Raw genomic sequence first — 18282 nt, 5'->3', positions numbered from 1 at the left:
ACAAGACCAGGGCCGCTGCAAGCGGCCCTTTTTTCATGCCTTGAGGAAGTGTTCGCGCCCGGCCAGCCAGCGCGTGAGATGGGCCGCGGCTTCGTTCGGCCAACGTTTGAGCAGTTCGGGGGCCAGTTCCTTGGCCGCTTCCAGCAGTTCGATATCCTGCTCCAGGTCGGCGAAGCGCAGCATCGGCAGGCCGCTCTGGCGCGCGCCGAGGAATTCGCCGGGCCCGCGGATGTTGAGGTCCTGGCGAGCGATCTCGAAGCCGTCGGTGTTTTCGTAGATCACCTTGAGCCGTGCCTTGGCCAGTTCCGACAGCGGGGTATCGAACATCAGCACGCAGGCGCTCTTGGCGGCGCCGCGCCCGACGCGGCCGCGCAACTGGTGCAGTTGCGCCAAGCCCATGCGCTCGGCGTGCTCGATCACCATCAGGCTGGCGTTGGGCACGTCGACGCCGACCTCGATCACCGTGGTGGCCACCAACACCTGCAGCTCGTTGGCGGCAAACGCCGCCATCACCGCCGCCTTTTCTGCCGGTTTCATGCGGCCGTGCACCAGGCCGACGCCCCATTGCGGCAGGTCTTCGGCCAACTGGGCGTGGGTGTCGACCGCGGTCTGCAGCTGCAGCGTTTCCGATTCCTCGATCAGCGGGCACACCCAGTAGGCCTGCTGGCCGCCGCTGCAGGTGCGGTCGACGTAGGCCACTACCTCGTCGCGGCGCGCGCTGTTGATCAGCTTGGTGACGATCGGGGTGCGCCCCGGCGGCAATTCGTCGATCACCGAGACGTCGAGGTCGGCGTAGAAGCTCATCGCCAGGGTACGGGGGATCGGCGTGGCCGACATCATCAGCTGGTGCGGCTCGCCGCCCTTGCCCTGCAGCGCCAGGCGCTGGCCGACGCCGAAGCGGTGCTGCTCGTCGACGATGGAGAGGCCCAGGTTGTCGAACACCACCTCGTCCTGGAACAGCGCGTGGGTGCCGATCACCAGCCGCGCCTGGCCGCTGGCGACCTGCTCCAGCGCCGCGCCCTTCTGCCTCTTGCGCAGCGAGCCGCTGAGCCAGGCCACCTCGATGCCAAGCGGCGCCAGCCAGGCGGCGAGCTTGAGGTAGTGCTGCTCGGCGAGGATCTCGGTCGGCGCCATCAGCGCCACCTGGAAGCCGGCCTCAATCGCCGCCAGGGCGCTCAACGCCGCGACCACGGTCTTGCCGCTGCCGACGTCGCCCTGTAGCAGACGGTGCATGGGGTGGGGCTGCGCCAGATCGGCGGTGATTTCCCCCAACACCTTCTGCTGCGCCGCAGTCAGCGCGAACGGCAGGCTGGCGGACAGCGCGGCGCGCAGCCGGCCGTCGCCGGCAATCACCGGCGCCTTGCTGCGCCGCCGCGCCCGGTACGCCAGCCGCATCGACAGCTGCTGCGCCAGCAGTTCATCGAACTTGAGGCGCTGCCAGGCCGGCAAGGCCGGGTCGGCAAGCTGGGTGGCGGAGTATTCCGGCGTCGGCGCGTGCAGCAGGCGGATGCAGTCGACGAACGGCAGCAGCCGGTGTTGCTCGCGTACCGCCTCCGGCAGGGTGTCGCTCAGGCTCTGCGCCTTCAGTTCGGCGTGGATCAGGCGACGCAGCACCGGCTGGGTCAGGCCGTTGACGGTGGGGTAGACCGGCGTGAGGCTGTCGGCCAGCGGATCGCCCTCCAGCACCTCGCGAATTTTCGGATGCACCATTTCGTCGCCGCGAAAACCGCGCCGCACCTCGCCCAGCGCGCGCACACGCTGGCCTTGCGCCAGCTGCTTGAGATGATTGGGATAGAAATGGATGAAGCGCAGCATCAGCGTGCCGCTCTTGTCCTCGAGCTGCACCAGGAGCTGCTTGCGCGGGCGGTACTGCACTTCGTGCGCCACCACCTCGCCCTCCACCAGCACCGCCTGGCCATACGGCGCCTGGGCGATCGGGTAGAGGTGCGTCTCGTCCTCGTAGCGCAGCGGCAGATGCAGGACGAGATCGAAACGGCGGCGAATGCCCAGCTTCTCCAGCCGCTTGGCGGTGGCGGGCGCCACGGCGGGCGGCTGGCTGGCGATATCGGGAAAGGTGCTCATCACCGGCCGATTGTACCGAAAAACAAAAAGGCGGAAGACACTGCGGTGTCATCCGCCTCGTCGGGCGTCGGCATGCAGCCTTATTGACGTTCCCACACCTGGGTCCGCCCCAGCAGCGACACGCCGAGGAAACCGCGCACCTCCAGCTTGTTGCCGCCCTCCACCAGCTTCATCTTGGCGCTGTAGACCTTGCCCGACTTGGGATCGAGTATCTCGCCGCCGTTCCAGACTTCACCGTCCTTCTTCAGGCCCCAGACGATGGTCAGGCCGTTGATCGGCTTGCCCTTGTTGGCGCCGTCGCACTTCTCGCACACGGCGTCCGGCTTGTTGAACAGCTTGACGATCCGGCCCGAGAGCTGGCCGTCGGCGCCCTCGCTGATCTGCACCAACGCCTTGGCCTGCTTGGTTTCGTCGTCGATGGTCTTCCAGGTGCCGGCGGCGCTTTGCGCCCAGGCCGCCGGTGTCAGCAGCGCGCAGGCCAGGACCAGCAGGGTTGCTCTTGTCGCGTTTTTCATGGTGTTTTCTCCTCGTGTCAGCCCACTATTTAAACGTTGGTTTGGAGCCGTGACTCGAGGATGCCCGTGCACCGGGCCAGCGTCAAGAATCGGGTAGCTCGAACACCCCGGACGCGACAAAAATGACACGCCCGCCCACCCTCACGCGTCCCGCCGCATCGACCGACAGTTGCAGCACGTTGAGGCGGTCGATGGCGTGCCCCTGCTCGATGCGCCAGGCCAGAGGATGGCGCCCGTTCAGCGCGCACCAGCCGCCCAGGTTGGCACAGGCCGAACCGGTGCCCGGATCCTCGATCACCGCGCCGTGCTGCTCGAAGAACAGCCGCACCGTGGCGACGTTGTCGCTCTCGTGCCACAGGTAGGCAACGCTGCGCCCGGGCTGAAGCGTGGCACGCTGCATGAACAACTGGGGGTCGGGGCGCGCCGCCAATACCGCCTCACAGCTGGCGATACGCACCAACAGCTGCTCGGCGCCGGTGTCGAGCCATTCCGGTGCGGCGACGATGTCGGCTTCGGCCAACCCGAGCATCTCGGCGGTATCCGCCAAGCCGAGTCCGGACGGGCGTGCCGTGGCGGCGTTGGCCTGCAGCGTGAACACGCCATCGCGCTGCGTCAGCGGAATCGGCCCGGCCTCGGTTTGCAGCACGAAGTCGTCGCCGGCCCGCCCCAGCCGATACAGCACCGCGGCGCTGCCGAGCGTGGGGTGGCCGGCGAACGGCATTTCGTAACTTGGGGTGAAGATGCGCAGGCGTGCCGCCGCCTTACTGGAGGGGAACAAAAACACCGTTTCCGACAGGTTGAACTGGCGCGCGATGGCCTGCATGGCCGCATCGTCGAGCCCTTCGGCATCGGTGAAGACTGCCAGCGGGTTGCCGCCGAAGTGGCTTTCGGCAAACACGTTGACAAGCTGGAAGGGGAACAGGCGCATCGCGACTCCTCGGCAGGCAATGAAAATGCTTGATTAGGCCATAGCCCCTCGCCTCACGACAGATGACGCCGCCAAACAGTCTGTTCTGCGCCGGCGTCATGACACGCTACCGCGCGGACCCGCGCGCAGCGGATGCTGCATTTTTTCTCATCAGTGAAATTTGTTATGATCATCCGCTGATGCGCTTGTTTTCCATTGCTTTATCGTCGTAAAACACACACCTTTCACTACGGAAAAGCCGAAAGCCATCGATCAGCGGACTGTCATGCATCAGCTCCAAAAGCGCTGCCGGCATCCTGTCCGCCCTTGCCAACCCACGATCTGCGACAGGGACCTTATGCAGCAGAAATCTTCCATCTTCAGCCGGATCACGAGCGGCAGCATCGTGCTGCAGATTCTGCTCGGCATGCTGGCCGGCATGGCACTCGCCATGACTGCGCCGGAAGCGGCCAAATCCGTTACCTTCCTCGGCAGCCTGTTCGTCAAGGCGCTGAAGGCCATCGCCCCGCTGCTGGTCTTCGTGCTGGTAGCCAGCGCCATCGCCAGCAAGAAGCAGGGGGTGCAGACCAATATGCGCCCGGTGCTGACGCTGTATCTGGTCGGCACCTTCCTGGCCGCGCTGACCGGCGTGATGGCCAGCTTCCTGTTTCCGACCCAGCTGACCCTGGCGGCGGCGGCCACCGGCACCACGCCGCCGGGCGGGATCGCCCAGGTGATCAACAACCTGGTGTTCCAGATCGTCGACAACCCGATCAACGCCATCGCCAGCGCCAACTACATCGGCATCCTGGCCTGGGCGGTGGCGCTGGGCATGACGCTGAACCATGCCAGCGACAGTACCAAGCAGATGCTGAACGAAGTCGCCGACGCGGTGTCGCGCATCGTGCAGATCATCATCCGCTTCGCCCCGGTCGGCGTATTCGGCCTGGTGTCCGACACCATCGCCACCACCGGTTTTGGCGCGCTGTTGGGCTACAGCCAGCTGCTGCTGGTGCTGGTGGGTTCGATGCTGTTCATCGCGCTGGTGGTGAACCCGGTGATCGTGGCGCTGACCCTGCGTCGCAACCCGTTCCCGCTCGTGTTCACCTGCCTGCGCGAAAGCGGCGTGACCGCGTTCTTCACGCGCAGCTCGGCGGCCAACATCCCGGTCAACATGAACCTGTGCAAGAAGCTGGGTCTGAACGAAGACACCTACTCGGTATCGATTCCGCTGGGCGCCACCATCAACATGGCCGGCGCAGCGATCACCATCTCGGTGCTGAGCCTGGCGGCGGTGCACACCCTGGGCATCCATGTCGACCTTCCCACCGCGCTGCTGCTGTCGGTGGTGTCGACCGTCGCCGCCTGCGGCGCTTCCGGCGTGGCCGGCGGCTCGCTGCTGCTGATTCCGATGGCGTGCAGCCTGTTCGGCATCAGCAACGACGTGGCGATGCAAGTGGTGGCAGTCGGCTTCATCATCGGCGTGGTGCAGGACTCCGCCGAGACCGCGCTCAACAGCTCCACCGACGTGCTGTTCACCGCGGCGGCCTGCCTGGCGGCCGGCGACGTCGCCGACTGCGAACCGGAGCTGGCCAGCAACGAGGCCTGAGCGTCGCGCCCCCCCCTCCGAAGGCACCCGCGCGGTGCCTTTTTTGCGTGCCAAGGTTGGCCGAAGGCAAAGAAAAAGCGGCCACCTGGGCCGCTTTGACGCCGATTCGGGCGGGCGCTTATTCCAGCACCAGCACCGCGTCGGCTTCGACCTGCACGCCCTTGGGCAGGCTGGCCACGCCGATGGCGGCACGCGCCGGGAACGGCTGGCTCATGTACTGGCCCATCACTTCGTTGAACACGGCGAAGTTGGACAGGTCGGTCAGGTAGGCGTTGAGCTTGACGATCTGGTCGAGCGAGCCGCCGGCGGCTTCGCACACGGCCTTGAGGTTCTTGAACACCTGGTGGGCCTCGGCGGCGAAACCGCCTTCCACCACGGTCATGGTGGCCGGGTCGAGCGGGATCTGCCCCGACAGGTACACGGTGTTGCCGGCCTTGACGGCCTGCGAGTAGGCGCCGATGGCGGCCGGGGCGTTATCGGTGTGGATGATTTCTTTTGCCATGCTTATTCTCCTTCTTTCAGAAACAGGGTTAACAGGTCGTTGAGGAAACGCTGGCCTTTCAGCGTCGGCTTGAGTTCGTTCAGACCGCGTTCGATCAGGCCCTGCGCCTCAGCCTCGGCCAGTTCGCGCTGTATGTGCGTCAGCGGCAGGCCGGTGCGCTCGGCGAACAGGCGCAGCTCGAAGCCGTCGGTCAGGCGCAGCAGGTTCATCATGAATTCGAACGGCAGGTCGGCGCGGGCGATGCGCTCGCGGCTCTGCGTCGGCCGGCCCTCGGCCACCGCCTTGAGGTAGGCCGCCGGCTGCTTGTAGCGCATCTCGCGCACGATACCGTCGTGGGCGCTGATCTTGGCGTGCGCCCCGGCGCCGATGCCGAGGTAGTCGCCAAACTGCCAGTAGTTCAGGTTGTGGCGGCACTCCCGGCCGAGCCGCGCGAAGGCCGAGGTCTCGTAATGGCGAAAGCCCGCCTCGGCCAGGCGCGCTTCCAGCGCCTCCTGCATGTCGGCCGACAGTTCGTCGTCCGGCAGCTTGGGCGGCAGGTAGCGCGCGAACAGCGTGTTGGGTTCGATGGTGAGGTGATACGCGGAAACATGCGTGACGCCAAACGACAAGGCAGTGCCCATATCCGTCAGAGCCTGCTCCAAGGTCTGGCCGGGCAGCGCGTACATCAGGTCGAGGTTGACGTTGTCGAAGTGCGTCAGCGCGATATCCACCGCGCGACGGGCCTCGTCGCCGTCGTGGATGCGTCCGAGCGCCTTGAGGTGCGCCGGATCGAAGCTCTGGATGCCGATCGACAAGCGGTTGATGCCGGCCTCGCGGAAGCCCTTGAACTTGTCCGATTCGAAGGTGCCGGGATTGGCTTCCATGGTGATCTCGGCATCCGGATAGAGCCGCACGCGGGCGCGGATGCCGGCCAGCAGCGTGTCCATCGCCCGGGCCGAGAAGAGGCTCGGGGTGCCGCCGCCCATGAAGATGGTGTGCACCGGCCGCCCCCACACCGCCGGCAAGGCGCTTTCGAGATCGGCGAGCAGCGCCGCGACGTAGGCGTCCTCGTCGAAGCCGTTCTTGGCCTCGTGCGAGTTGAAGTCGCAGTACGGGCACTTCCGCACACACCAGGGGAAGTGGATGTACAGCGACAGCGGCGGCAGTTCGCGAAATCCGCTTAGCCCTGAAAGCGATATCTTTGTCACCGTCACTGCGCGGCTCCTCGCCCTACTTCTCGTACTGCCTCGTCGCGGCTCGCTCGGTTTCGCGATCTCGCTTCCAGTGCGTTGTGGCTTACCATTTTGTCATTCGCCTGGCTCATGCCAGCGCCTTGAGCTTGGCCATCAGCGCCTGCACCGCCTGGCCGCGGTGGCTGACGCGGTTTTTCTCGGCGGCGTCGAGCTCGGCGGCGGTGCGGCCGTAGCTGGGCAGCAGGAAGTACGGATCGTAGCCGAAACCGCCCTCGCCACGCGCGCTGTTGATCACCTCGCCGTACCAGACGCCGTCGGCGACGATGGGCTGCGGGTCGTCGGCGTGGCGCACCAGCACCAGCACGCAGTAATACCAGGCGCGGCGGTTGGCCTCGCCGGCCAGCTTTTCCAGCAGCAGCGCGTTGTTGCGCGCGTCCGATTTCGGTTCGCCGGCAAAACGTGCCGACTGCACGCCGGGGGCGCCGGCCAGCGCCTCGACGCAAATGCCAGAATCATCGGCCAGTGCCGGCAGGCCAGTGATGCGGCTGGCGTGGCGCGCCTTCTCCAGTGCGTTCTCCAGGAAGGTGTGGTGCGGTTCCGGGCACTCCGGCACGTCGAACTCGCCTTGCGGATGCACGGCAACGCCGAGTTCGGCGAACAAGGCGGAAAATTCTTTCAATTTGCCGGCGTTGTTGCTCGCCAGCACGATACGGTCGAACATGCGTTCTCCTGGAGTGAAACCTGCTACCGGCTGCGATTTAGCCATAGATACGCGCGCATCGGAAGCGAAAAATCAGGAACAGTCAATTCAGCAGAAAAATTCCTAATAATTAGAAATTATTGCTGCGTATTTGTTAATAAATGGTTATTTACACCAAGAAAAACAAGATAGAAGCGACATAGCCCTGATGCAAAAATAACGGACGGAGGGACGCGGGAGTCCCGCCGGCCGCTTGCCGCTCGCCATGCTTCAGTCGCGGCGGGTCGCGTCGCGCGCCGCCAGCAGCAGGCCGGCATCGGCCCCCTTGAGCAAGGCGGCGTCGGACAGCATGCGGCGCCAGGCTCGGGCACCCGGCAGGCCCTGGTAGAGCCCCAGGATATGGCGCGCGACGTGGCGCAGCTGGGTGCCGGGCTCGGCCAGACGCTGCTCGATATACGGCAGCATCGCCTCGACCACGGCGTCGCGGGTGGCCTCGGTGTGGGCGTCATCGTAGAAACGCGCGTCCCAGTCCGCCATCAGCCACGGGTTGTGGTAGGCCTCGCGTCCCACCATCACGCCATCCACATGCTGCAGATGGCGGGCGATCTCGTCGTTGCTCTTCACCCCGCCGTTGAGCAGGATTTCAACGTCGGGAAAATCACGCTTGAGACGGTAGACGTAGTCGTATTTCAGCGGCGGGATTTCGCGGTTTTCCTTGGGCGACAGGCCCTTGAGGATGGCATTGCGGGCATGCACGATGAAGGTGGCGCAACCGGCCTCGACGATGTGGCCGACGAAGTCGCGCACGTAGCCGTAGTCTTCCACCGCGTCGATGCCGATACGGTGCTTGACTGTGACGTCGATGCCAACCGCATCGCGCATCGCCTTGACGCAGTCGGCCACCAGTTGCGGCTCGGCCATCAGGCAAGCGCCGAACGCGCCCTTCTGCACCCGTTCCGAGGGACAGCCGACGTTGAGGTTGACTTCGTCGTAGCCCCATTCTTCGGCCAACCTGGCGCAGCGTGCCAGCTCGTCCGGCTCCGAGCCGCCCAGTTGCAGCGCTACCGGGTGCTCGCACTCGTGATAGCGCAAATGGCGGGCGACATCGCCGTACAGCAGCGCCCCGGTGGTGACCATCTCGGTGTAGAGCCAGGTGTGCCGGGTGATCTGGCGGGCGAAGAAGCGGTAGTGGCGGTCGGTCCAGTCCAGCATCGGTGCCACGCTCAGGCGCCGGGGTGGCAATTTGACCGGATTTCCTTGCTGGGCGCGGTTTTCGATACCGCTGCCGAGGAGTTCTTTACTGTTCATGTAGGCCGATTGTTGCCCGGTTTCGACGCGTTGGCACGACGGCGACGGCCGCTTCGGGGTGTCAGCGCACCGCCCTGAAGTGCCCCATGCCCTACTCGCGGCAAATACTGCTAAGCAATTGAAAAAACGGAAGATTATTCCATCCCACCTAAGGCATGGTCAAGCATGGCGGAAAGATCATCTTGGCAAGTCCAGCCGCTTCGCAGAGGAAAAGCGGGTGCGCGCTTCGGACACGCAATGGGAATTCGACCAGTAACGAACAGGATACCCACGAAAAGTACAATAGGGCTCCGGAATCGGCACTGCATCGCCATTGCGCTCGGGATGGTCAGCCCGTTTCTTTTAGCCGCGCCAGCACCATGGCTGCGCATTGGTCAGGAGGGAACACCGGGTAAAACACCCGGTGGATTTTACCGGCTCGCAGCACCAGTACCAGGCGTTTATAGAACTCTTTGCCGTGAGCCTGAAAAGTGGGCAAACCGAGCCGATCACGCAACTGAAACTGTGGATCGCTCAGTAATACCAGCGGCAAAAGGGTACGGTGTTTGAATTCGGCCTGCTCCTCCGAGCATTGGCCGCTGATGCCAAAGAGCGGGTAACCCAGTTCCTGAAATTCAGGGTAGTGGTCTCGAAAGCCGAGCGACTGCAAGGTGCAGCCTGGTGCACCCGGAATAGCGTCCCAATCAGGGATGGGATCTTTGCCCGGCACCCCGGTTGCCGGATAGACATAGACGACAGCCCGCGCTTGAGCAATGTGCGCCAGATTCCACTGCTCGCCCTCCGTTGCCGTCAGCATGATATCCGGCACTACCCTGTCGGGCAGATGCGCACATGCGCCATCGTCTTGTGGAACCGGTAAATCAGGGGGGAGGGAATAAGGGTTCGGGTCGGATTTACTCATGATTGCTCCTTGCTGGCCGCTTGCTGATTCATCACTGAGGCGAAACGCTGGGCCAAGGTATGGTGATCCAGGCGCAGCCGCACATAACGGGCGGCGGCGATGGCGCGATCCAATGGTGACCTCACCGCCATTTCCGGGGTGTTCAATTGCTGCTCAGCATGGAGTGCGCAGGCCTGCATGACCTCGATCAGGTTTTGGCTATCGAGGCTGCCGAGGGTAAAGCAATATCGCCCCCGCAACTCCCGCACAGCGATAAAGTCCAGTTGATACAGCAAGTAGAACAACAGATAAGGCACGAGTCCGTATGGCGCTTGTCGCGCACTCAACAGGCCTTCGCGGTGCACGCCAAAGCGCAGCATCAGATTGTAGAGAAAGATTTGAGCCGCCTGCTCCTGCGGCAGCAGTTGGACGGCAAAGCCGAAGGCATTGAGATCGGCGCGCAGTTCTTCCAGATAAACCAGTGGCCAGGCCGTTTTACCGGCGATGGAAAAATAACCGTCACGTTGTTTGGTGAACACGTCGTAGGAGAGAAAATGTCCAGCCTCATGCAGCATGTATTCATTGGCGATGATCAGCTCAAGATGGCACAGATACCGGAAGATGCGAGGAAAATCGTCGGGAAACAACGCTTTGATGTAGCGGGCCCTGCTCAGCCAATTTTGCTGGGATTTGAGCACGTCGACGATATCCGCCGGCATGCCGTCGGCGCCTGGCTCGGGAATGAACAGATCGCGCTTGTAGAGGATGTCAGGCTCGCTGGCAAACTTTCCACTGCGCCGGCTGACCAGCACGGGCAGCAGGGAAACCTGGGTATGGCCGGCCCATCGCGGATGGCGGCGTAAGGCACCATTGATTTGTTCGTTACTGACAAGGCCATGGTCGCAATACCATTCGCCCTCCAGCGCCGAGGGGGCGTAATCGCGCCGGCTCTGCACGCGGTAGTCGCCTCGTAATGAAAAGTGGTTCATGGTGTGCAGGCTCAGACATTGAGCAAACTGGCCGGTACCCGATCGTGGTTCGCGGCGCAGCGAGCTATCAGTTCATCCAGTTGCAGCAGGGCGGCCGGCGCTCGGCGGACCGCAGGTGTACGGCCAAGCTCACGTTCCAGCGCGGCGCCCCACTCCCCCCCCAGCTTGAAATCCTGAACGCGTTCGGCCAGCAGGCTCGCCAGCATCAGCCAGGTAGACGGGCAATGCGCCGCCTCCTGCATATGATTGACAAGGGCTACACACCATGGCCCGGGTGCAGGCGTTTTATCCATTGCGGGCAAACGGCGCGAGAGTTTCTGCGCATATCGCCCGCAGGCGATGAGCTGGTCGTGGCCACGCGCAAAGCCAAGCGCGCGAAAGGCACTTGCATGAAGCCCATGGTGGAGATGGGCCATGTCCGTGGCGGATAGCCGAGGAGAGATGTCCATCGCCTGAACCTGCCTACCTAGGCATCCGAGCATGGTATCTTGGTCGGCATCCGGCACAGGTGGCTGTCTCAGTTGTAACCGCCCAGAGTCATCCTGCTGCAGGATGTCATCAAGGCCGCTGCGCAAGAAGTAGAAGGCCAACCAGGCATGGCTCAATGCCCGCTCCAGTTGCGCGGCGTCCACTTCGGCATCGGACACCAATAATTGGCCAAGTCCATCGGCATGCTCTTGCTCCACATCGATTTGGATGTGCTGCTTCCACGGGGTGAATAAGCCTTGTACCTGGTACTGCTGTTCCACCGTCTGATAAAAATCGTCGCTATCGCTCTCGAAGGCGATGCTAGACTCCTGAAAATAGGCAATCAGCACATGACCCAAGGGATCGGATTCGGCGACTTGCAGCGTGTGTTCTTCAAAGGCCAATGATGACGGCAGCGGCAGATACGCTTTGATCTCCCCCGGCCCCACATCATGTAGCAAGGGGGTATCGAGCGAGTAATAGGCATCGCAATGCCAATACTCCTCCAACGCGTCCTGCCGGAAGAATGTGGACCAGCCCGGATGCTTGCCGAGCGAGGCCATGCGTGCCGCAACAATGCCGGCCGCACGCGAGATGTGGTAGTTGTGGATCAGCCAGGCGAGCAAGCCGTTGCGACTGGCTTGGCCATGGCGCAGACGTTGCCAGGCCGGATGCGCGTAATAGGCGGCGTACCATTCGGAACGAAGCGGATCGAACAGGGCTTTCACTTCCCTTAGCGAATAGCGTGGCTTGGGCGGTGAAGTAAAACAGCCCTGGGCATTGAGCAAGGACACGAGAGGTTCGGCCACCGGGTGGGCAAGCGCCTCGGCGCGGGCGATTTTCCGGTGGAGCAGATCATCGATCACCGGGTGTGACTTCACCCAAGCCATGGGCAGCGCCACTTCCCACAAAGCGTAGGAGATTGTCGCCTTGTCCTCAGAAAAGACCACCGAAACATCTTTTTTCAGTTGTCCGCCGATGAGACTGCCGGATACACCGTTGTACATGGAAGAAGCATTCCTACCTGGGAGAGTGGCCCCTGCACAAGCGCCCTTGTGCAGGGGCCACTGCATCAGCGCACAATGACCGAAGCCGCCCTGGTGATGACTCTTACCTCGGTACCTTTCGGCAGTTCGAGGAGATCCAGCAGTTGATGGATTTTTCCCGGGTTGTCATGAAGCGAAGTCAGATCGCCTGTCATGGTAATTGGCTTGTCACCCTGTTTCGACAGGATGTGGATTTCAGTTTCCGCGTTTGATTTTTCTTGCATGATGCAACTCCTCATGATTGATGATCACATCTGGCGAGCGCCTCTTAATGGGCCGGTAGAGCCATACGCACATTGGCATCAAATATGATTTTGTCGTCGCCAATGGAATAGTAGCTCTCGACACTCGCAATACAAGCTCATAATCAGTCAGGGGATTTTTAAACCAAGCGCTTGAATTTGCGGGATTTGTAGCCGCCGCGTCCTTGCTGCAAAACCGTTAGCGACGCTAACCAAACCCGACGATACCATACCACTCGGCGTCACCAGAATCAGTGACGATATGGCTCACGGGAAGTCCGGATAAGCGTCCTGACACGTGGCATTAGCCTCGCTAACCGATCTCCTGTCGTCGAAGGCCGACGCAGAACGCTCGACCAGTGTGGCTTGGAAACTGCTTACAGACAGTCGCGCAGGCGGTAGTAGCTGGTAGCCATCAGCAGCGCCGGGGTGCGCAGCAGTGCGCCGCCCGGGAAGCGGCGATGCGACAGGCGTGCGAACAGGTCGAAGCGCTCGGGATCACCGTGAATCGCCTCGGCCATCAGCCGTCCCGCCAGCCCGGTGAGCGCCACGCCGTGGCCGGAGAAGCCCTGGGCGAAAAAGATGTTCGGGCGCAGCCGGCCAAAGTGCGGCGCACGGTTCATGGTGATGTCGACGAAGCCGCCCCAGTCGTACTCGACTTTGACGTCAGCGAGACTCGGAAACACCTTCAGCATACTGCGGCGCATTGCGTCCCGGAGTCCCAGCGGCGTCATGCCGGTGTAACTGACCCGGCCGCCGAACAGCAGGCGGGTGTCGCGCGTGCAGCGGAAGTAGTCGAGCACGAAGTTGGCGTCGCACACCGCGAGGTTGCGCGGGATCAGCTCACGGGCGCGTGCTTCACCCAAGTGCTCGGTGGCGATGATGTAGGTCCCGACCGGCATGATCTTGCTGTCGAGCTCGGGCACCATCTTGCCGAGGTAGGTGTTGCCGGCCAGCACCAGCGATTCGGCACGCACCTCGTGCCGGCAGGCCTTCACCCGCACCGTCGCACCCGGCACGATCTCGCCGACCGCACTGTGCTCGAAGATGCGCACCCCGGCGGCCTCGGCGGCGCGCGCCAGGCCCTGCGCGTACTTGAGCGGGTGCAGGTGGCCGGCATCGGGCTCGAAGAGGCCGCCGACGTAGCGCGTCGAATTCACCATCTCCGGCAGGCGCTCCTTGCCGATCAGCTGGAAGCGGTCATAGCCGTAGTGGCGCGCCGCGTCTTCCTGCCAGGCCGCCTGCTCGCGCAGCTGGCGCGCCTTGAGCGCGGCGTGGAAATAGCCCCACACCAGATCGGCGTCGATGGCGTACTTCGCACAGCGCTCGCCCACCAGGGTGACCGCCTCGCGCGTCATGTTCCATATCTCGCGCGCTGCCTCCTGGCCGAGGGCGTCGCGCACCGGATTCATGCCGCAGGCGAGGTCGGACAGCACCTGGCCGCCGTTGCGCCCGGAGGCGCCCCACCCCACCCGCGCGCCCTCCAGCACCACCACGCGGTAGCCGCGTTCGACCAGCTCCAGCGCGGCCGACAACCCGGTGTAGCCGGCGCCGAGCACGCACACGTCGGCCGAAAGCGACTCGCTCAGGCGCGGCCTGGGCGCGAGCGGGCCGGCGCTGGCGGCGTACCAGGAATCGACGTGTTCCTGACCGGCAAACTGCAAAGACCCGAACATGACTCCTCCTTATCAAAGACGATAAAAAAGCCCGCGGCGACGAGAGCGTGCCGCGGGCAGTCAGACGACGTCAGGCCGCGGCGGCGAGACGGGCGCGGCGCCGTTCCGCCTTCACCATCATCCGGTTGGCGCCGACCACCAGCAGCGTGACCACCAGCACCGTCATGGTGGCCAGCGCGTTGATCTCCGGATTTAGCCCCAGGCGCACGCGCGAGAAGATCAGCTGCGGCAACGTGGTCGAGCCCGGCCCCGACAGGAAGGCGGTGATCACCAGGTCGTCGATCGACAGCGTGAACGCCAGCAGGAAGCTCGACGCGATCGCCGGCGCGATGATCGGCAGCGTGATCTGGAAGAAGATCTTGAACGGGCGCGCCCCCAGGTCCATCGCCGCCTCTTCCACCGAGCGGTCCATCTCCACCAGGCGCGAACGGATCACCACCGTGACGTAGGCCATGCACAGGGTGACGTGGCCGACCCAGATCGTCAGCATGCCGCGCTCGGCCGGGAAGCCGAACCACTGCTGCAGTTCGACGAACAGCAGCAACATCGACAGGCCGGTGATCACCTCGGGCATCACCATCGGCGCGGTGAGCATGCCGGCGAACAGGCTCTTGCCCTTGAACGGACCGAAGCGCGCCAGCACCAGGCCGGCGATGGTGCCCAGCACCACGCTCATCGCGCTCGACAGCAGCGCGATCTTGAGGCTCAGGCCGAACGCCGAGATCACCGCGTCGTCGTTGAACAGCACCCCGTACCAGTGCGTCGAGAAGCTGGCCCACACTGTCACCAGTTTGGAGGCGTTGAACGAGTACACGATGAGGATCAGGATCGGCACGTACAGGAAGGCCAGCCCGGCGCCGAGCGTGAGCTTGCCAAAGCCGCTGATGTCTTGGTCTTGCATGATCTGCCTCCTAGCGTTGGGCCGCCCGCGCCAGCGCTTTCTCTTCGCGCTTGTGCAGGTAGATGATGGGCGCGATCAACAGCGCCACCATGACGATGGTCACCGACGCCGCCATCGGCCAGTTGTTGTTGTCGAAGAACTCCATCCACAGCACCTTGCCGATCATCAGCGACTCGGGCGTGCCGACCAGTTCCGGGATCACGAACTCGCCGACCGCCGGGATGAACACCAGCATCGAGCCGGCGATCACCCCGTTCTTGGAGAGCGGCAGGGTCACGCGCAGGAAGGTCTGCCACGGCCGGCAGCCGAGGTCGGCCGAAGCCTCCAAGAGGCGCCCGTCGAGCTTCACCAGGTTGGAAAACAGCGGCAGGATCATGAACGGCAGGTAGGCGTACACCATCACGATCTGCACCGAGAGCTGGGTGTGCATCAGTTGCAGCGGCTCGTCGATCAGCCCGAGCGCCAACAGCGCCTGGTTGAGCAGGCCCTCGTTGTCGAGAATCCCCATCCAGGCGTAGACGCGCACCAGGAACGAGGTCCAGAACGGCAGCATCACCAGCATCAGGAGCGTGTTGCGCTTGGCCTCCGGCGCGCGCGCGATGGTGTAGGCGATGGGGTAGCCCACCACCAGGCAGATCAGCGTGGTCACCCCGGCCATGTAGAGCGAGCTGAGGTAGGCGTCGAAGTACAGCGGATCACCGAAGATGTACCGATAGTTGCCGAAGTTGAGCGCCAGGCTGACCACGTCTTCGGCACGTGAGAGCAGCGCCCGGTACGGCGGCGAGGCGATCTCGACGTCGGAGAAGCTGATCTGCAGCACGAACAGGAACGGCACCAGGAAGAACAACAGCAGCCAGCCGTAGGGAATCGCCGTCACCAGCGATTGACCACGCGGCAGGGCGCGCTGCCACCAGGCGGACCGGCGCGCAGGGCGCGCCGCCGCTGCGCGGGAATCCCGCAGCGAAAGGAGTCGGCTCATCATTGCGTCAGCACCACGGCGTCGTTGTCAGTCCAGCTGACGAATACCGGCTCGTTCCAGGTCGGAGCCGCCTCTTCCCGCCAGTGCGTGGCGGGCACGCTGGCCTTGACCACCTTGCCGGAGTCGAGGCGCACGTGGAAGATCGAGAAGCCGCCGAGGTAGGCGATGTCGCCCACCGTGCCGGCCGCCCAGTTGCCGGCGGCCGCCGGCTGGCGCCGCGACACGCCGACACGCTCGGGACGCAGCGACAGCCACACCGGCATGCCCATGGTGCCGGTGATGCCGTGGCCGACGCGCACCGGGCGCGGCAGCTCGGTGGAGTGGATGCAGACGTGGTCCGGCTCGTCCTCGACCACGTGGCCGCCGAACAGGTTGGTCTCGCCGATGAATTCCGCGGTGAAGCGGCAGTTGGGGTGCTCGTAGATTTCGCCCGGGGTGGCGACCTGCAGCAGCTGGCCTTCGGACATGATGCCGATGCGCCCGGCCATGGTCATGGCCTCTTCCTGGTCGTGCGTCACCATGATGCAGGTCACGCCGACCTGTTCGATCATGTTCACCAGCTCGAGCTGGGTCTGCTGCCTGAGCTTCTTGTCGAGCGCGCCCAGCGGCTCGTCGAGCAGCAGCAGTTTCGGGCGCTTGGCGAGCGAACGCGCCAAGGCGACGCGCTGCTGCTGGCCGCCGGAGAGCTGGTAGGGCTTGCGGTGGGCGTACTTCTTCATCTGCACCAGTTCCAGCATGCGCTCGACGCGCTCGGCGATGTCGCTGCGCGACAGGCGGTCCTGCTTCAGGCCGAAGGCGATGTTCTGCGCCACGGTCATGTGCGGGAACAGCGCGTAGCTCTGGAACATCATGTTGATCGGGCGCTCGTACGGCGCCAGGGCGGTGATGTCCTCGCCGTCAAGAATGATCTTGCCCGAGGTCGGCGTTTCCATTCCGGCCAGCATGCGCAGCAGCGTCGACTTGCCACAGCCGGAGCTGCCCAACAGCGCGAAGATGTCGTTCTTCGCGATCGACAGGTTGATGTGGTCGACGACGGTGTTGTCGCCGAATTTCTTCACGACGTCGACGATTTGCAGGTAGGACTTGGCACCGGCCGTCTTGGCGGCCTGGTGCAAGGACGATTCAGCCATGTTCACGATTCTTCCCCTCCGGGTCGGCCGCCCGCGCACGGGTGAGCGGGCGGCCGCGCCTTCAGCTCACTTGCGGGTTTTCACTTCGGTCCAGAGACGGGTCTGCAGGCGCTGGGTCTTGGCCTCGAGCGGCAGCTGGATGAAGCTCTTCTGCTGGATTTCCGCGGTCGGATAGATCGAGGCGTCGTGCAGGAACTTGGCCTCGATCTGCCCCTTGGCGGCCTTGTTCGGGGTGGCGTAGCTCACCGCCTTGGCGTTGGCGGCGGCCACCTCGGGGCGCATCACGTAATTGATGAAGGCGAGCGCGTTGTCGACGTTCTCGGCGTCCTTCGGGATCGCCATGCTGTCCATCCACAGCATCACGCCGGACTTGGGCGCCAGCACGCGCAGCACCTGGCCGTTCTTGGCCTCCTCGGCGCGGCGCTTGGCGATGTTGAGGTCGCCGCCGTAGCCCAGCACCAGGCACAGCGAGCCGTTGGCCAGCTCGTTGATGTAGCCCGACGAGGAGAAGCGCGTGATGTAGGGGCGAATCTGCTTGAACAGGTTGGCCGAAGCCTGCCAGTCGGCGTCGGCGTTGCTGTTGGGGTTCTTGCCCAGGTAGTGCGCGGCGATCGGCAGCACCTCGGCCGGGCTGTCGAGCACCGACACGCCGCAGGACTTGAGCTTGGAGACGTACTCGGGCTTGAACAGCAGGTCCCACTCGTTGGCCGGCAGCGGGGTCGAGCCCAGCGCGGCCTTGACCTTGCCGGCGTTGATCGCCAGGGTGTTGATGCCGTAGAAGTACGGCACGGCGTAGGCGTTGTTGGGGTCGAACTTGGTGGCCTGCGCCAGCACGTCCGGGTCGAGGTTCTTGTAGTTGGCGAGCTTGGCCTTGTTGAGCGGCTGGTAGACGCCGGCCTTGATCTGTTTGGCGAGGAAGGCGTTGGTCGGCACCACGATGTCGTAGCCGGAACGGCCGGTGAGTATCTTGGCCTGCAGCACCTCGTTCGAGTCGTAGACGTCGTAACGCACCTTGATGCCGGTTTCCTTCTCGAAGTTCTTCACCGTGTCCGGCGCGATGTAGTCCGACCAGTTGTAGATGTTGAGCACCTTGCCGTTGGCGAAGGCCGGTACGGCGGCCGCTGCCAGCACCCCGGCAGCGATGACGTTGAACATGCGTTGGCGCATGGTTTTCTC

Annotated in this window: 17 protein-coding genes; 1 reads left to right on the top strand and 16 read right to left on the bottom strand. The window is 63.9% G+C overall.

What is annotated here, in order from left to right; genetic code table 11:
- Window positions 1-33: 33 nt before the first annotated feature.
- The 3 genes from recG to AC3WG5_RS09350 form a co-directional block, all read right to left on the bottom strand.
- Entirely contained in the window at window positions 34-2082 is a 2049-nt protein-coding gene (recG, locus tag AC3WG5_RS09360; protein ID WP_492568499.1) for an ATP-dependent DNA helicase RecG, read from the bottom strand.
- 80 nt (window positions 2083-2162) lie between these two features.
- Window positions 2163-2597, bottom strand: a complete 435-nt coding sequence (locus AC3WG5_RS09355; protein WP_492568498.1) for a DUF2147 domain-containing protein — start codon at window positions 2595-2597, stop codon at window positions 2163-2165.
- An 82-nt stretch (window positions 2598-2679) separates the two neighbouring features.
- Window positions 2680-3525: a PhzF family phenazine biosynthesis protein gene (locus tag AC3WG5_RS09350; protein ID WP_492568497.1), complete on the bottom strand. Its 846-nt coding sequence runs from the start codon at window positions 3523-3525 to the stop codon at window positions 2680-2682.
- Between the two features lie 337 nt (window positions 3526-3862).
- On the opposite strand from AC3WG5_RS09350, the gene sstT reads away from it, so the two are divergent.
- Window positions 3863-5113, top strand: a complete 1251-nt coding sequence (sstT, locus tag AC3WG5_RS09345; RefSeq protein WP_492568496.1) for a serine/threonine transporter SstT — start codon at window positions 3863-3865, stop codon at window positions 5111-5113.
- Window positions 5114-5231: 118 nt separating this feature from the next.
- On the opposite strand, the gene AC3WG5_RS09340 is transcribed toward sstT, so the two are convergent.
- The 13 genes from AC3WG5_RS09340 to AC3WG5_RS09280 all read right to left on the bottom strand — a co-directional run bounded on the left by AC3WG5_RS09340 (window position 5232) and on the right by AC3WG5_RS09280 (window position 18273).
- Entirely contained in the window at window positions 5232-5615 is a 384-nt protein-coding gene (locus tag AC3WG5_RS09340) for a RidA family protein (RefSeq protein ID WP_008953463.1), read from the bottom strand.
- Between the two features lie 2 nt (window positions 5616-5617).
- On the bottom strand, window positions 5618-6802 hold the full coding sequence (gene hemW / locus AC3WG5_RS09335; protein ID WP_492568514.1) for a radical SAM family heme chaperone HemW: 1185 nt from the start codon (window positions 6800-6802) through the stop codon (window positions 5618-5620).
- Between the two features lie 112 nt (window positions 6803-6914).
- Entirely contained in the window at window positions 6915-7508 is a 594-nt protein-coding gene (gene rdgB / locus AC3WG5_RS09330; RefSeq protein WP_492568495.1) for an RdgB/HAM1 family non-canonical purine NTP pyrophosphatase, read from the bottom strand.
- Between the two features lie 249 nt (window positions 7509-7757).
- Complete coding sequence (gene dusA / locus AC3WG5_RS09325) at window positions 7758-8795, bottom strand: tRNA dihydrouridine(20/20a) synthase DusA (protein ID WP_492568494.1); 1038 nt, start codon at window positions 8793-8795, stop codon at window positions 7758-7760.
- 328 nt (window positions 8796-9123) lie between these two features.
- The gene (locus AC3WG5_RS09320) at window positions 9124-9696 is read right to left on the bottom strand and encodes a peroxiredoxin (protein ID WP_492568493.1); all 573 of its coding nucleotides are present in this window, start codon (window positions 9694-9696) and stop codon (window positions 9124-9126) included.
- Window positions 9693-10664 carry a hypothetical protein gene (locus AC3WG5_RS09315; RefSeq protein WP_492568492.1) on the bottom strand — a complete coding sequence of 324 codons (972 nt, stop codon included), beginning with the start codon at window positions 10662-10664 and terminating at the stop codon, window positions 9693-9695. Before AC3WG5_RS09315 ends, AC3WG5_RS09320 begins: the two co-directional genes overlap by 4 nt.
- An 11-nt stretch (window positions 10665-10675) precedes the next feature.
- Window positions 10676-12139 carry a hypothetical protein gene (locus AC3WG5_RS09310; RefSeq protein WP_492568491.1) on the bottom strand — a complete coding sequence of 488 codons (1464 nt, stop codon included), beginning with the start codon at window positions 12137-12139 and terminating at the stop codon, window positions 10676-10678.
- A 65-nt stretch (window positions 12140-12204) separates the two neighbouring features.
- Window positions 12205-12402 (bottom strand): hypothetical protein, encoded by a 198-nt coding sequence (locus AC3WG5_RS09305; RefSeq protein WP_492568490.1) that lies wholly within the window; start codon window positions 12400-12402, stop codon window positions 12205-12207.
- A gap of 395 nt (window positions 12403-12797) precedes the next feature.
- A complete protein-coding gene (locus tag AC3WG5_RS09300; protein WP_492568489.1) occupies window positions 12798-14096 on the bottom strand; it encodes an NAD(P)/FAD-dependent oxidoreductase in 1299 nt (432 codons plus the stop codon).
- A 70-nt stretch (window positions 14097-14166) separates the two neighbouring features.
- On the bottom strand, window positions 14167-14997 hold the full coding sequence (locus tag AC3WG5_RS09295; RefSeq protein WP_492568488.1) for an ABC transporter permease subunit: 831 nt from the start codon (window positions 14995-14997) through the stop codon (window positions 14167-14169).
- 10 nt (window positions 14998-15007) lie between these two features.
- Window positions 15008-15979 (bottom strand): ABC transporter permease subunit, encoded by a 972-nt coding sequence (locus tag AC3WG5_RS09290; protein ID WP_492568487.1) that lies wholly within the window; start codon window positions 15977-15979, stop codon window positions 15008-15010.
- The gene (locus AC3WG5_RS09285; protein WP_492568485.1) at window positions 15976-17106 is read right to left on the bottom strand and encodes an ABC transporter ATP-binding protein; all 1131 of its coding nucleotides are present in this window, start codon (window positions 17104-17106) and stop codon (window positions 15976-15978) included. Before AC3WG5_RS09285 ends, AC3WG5_RS09290 begins: the two co-directional genes overlap by 4 nt.
- A gap of 66 nt (window positions 17107-17172) precedes the next feature.
- Window positions 17173-18273 carry a polyamine ABC transporter substrate-binding protein gene (locus AC3WG5_RS09280; protein WP_294864325.1) on the bottom strand — a complete coding sequence of 367 codons (1101 nt, stop codon included), beginning with the start codon at window positions 18271-18273 and terminating at the stop codon, window positions 17173-17175.
- Window positions 18274-18282: the final 9 nt, after the last annotated feature.

The organism is Pseudogulbenkiania sp. FW507-F1 (assembly GCF_058781125.1).
The sequence above is the reverse complement of the archived record's forward strand: the minus strand, read 5'-3'. Positions and strand labels throughout refer to the sequence as shown.

Coding starts and splice junctions, on each gene's coding strand:
- AC3WG5_RS09300 (WP_492568489.1), bottom strand. CDS start 14,096: ATGTTCGGGTCTTTGCAGTTTGCCGGTCAGGAACACGTCGATTCCTGG.
- AC3WG5_RS09355 (WP_492568498.1), bottom strand. CDS start 2,597: ATGAAAAACGCGACAAGAGCAACCCTGCTGGTCCTGGCCTGCGCGCTG.
- AC3WG5_RS09340 (WP_008953463.1), bottom strand. CDS start 5,615: ATGGCAAAAGAAATCATCCACACCGATAACGCCCCGGCCGCCATCGGC.
- AC3WG5_RS09305 (WP_492568490.1), bottom strand. CDS start 12,402: ATGCAAGAAAAATCAAACGCGGAAACTGAAATCCACATCCTGTCGAAA.
- AC3WG5_RS09320 (WP_492568493.1), bottom strand. CDS start 9,696: ATGAGTAAATCCGACCCGAACCCTTATTCCCTCCCCCCTGATTTACCG.
- AC3WG5_RS09310 (WP_492568491.1), bottom strand. CDS start 12,139: ATGTACAACGGTGTATCCGGCAGTCTCATCGGCGGACAACTGAAAAAA.
- dusA (WP_492568494.1), bottom strand. CDS start 8,795: ATGAACAGTAAAGAACTCCTCGGCAGCGGTATCGAAAACCGCGCCCAG.
- AC3WG5_RS09315 (WP_492568492.1), bottom strand. CDS start 10,664: ATGAACCACTTTTCATTACGAGGCGACTACCGCGTGCAGAGCCGGCGC.
- AC3WG5_RS09295 (WP_492568488.1), bottom strand. CDS start 14,997: ATGCAAGACCAAGACATCAGCGGCTTTGGCAAGCTCACGCTCGGCGCC.
- rdgB (WP_492568495.1), bottom strand. CDS start 7,508: ATGTTCGACCGTATCGTGCTGGCGAGCAACAACGCCGGCAAATTGAAA.
- sstT (WP_492568496.1), top strand. CDS start 3,863: ATGCAGCAGAAATCTTCCATCTTCAGCCGGATCACGAGCGGCAGCATC.
- AC3WG5_RS09280 (WP_294864325.1), bottom strand. CDS start 18,273: ATGCGCCAACGCATGTTCAACGTCATCGCTGCCGGGGTGCTGGCAGCG.
- AC3WG5_RS09290 (WP_492568487.1), bottom strand. CDS start 15,979: ATGATGAGCCGACTCCTTTCGCTGCGGGATTCCCGCGCAGCGGCGGCG.
- AC3WG5_RS09350 (WP_492568497.1), bottom strand. CDS start 3,525: ATGCGCCTGTTCCCCTTCCAGCTTGTCAACGTGTTTGCCGAAAGCCAC.
- AC3WG5_RS09285 (WP_492568485.1), bottom strand. CDS start 17,106: ATGGCTGAATCGTCCTTGCACCAGGCCGCCAAGACGGCCGGTGCCAAG.
- recG (WP_492568499.1), bottom strand. CDS start 2,082: ATGAGCACCTTTCCCGATATCGCCAGCCAGCCGCCCGCCGTGGCGCCC.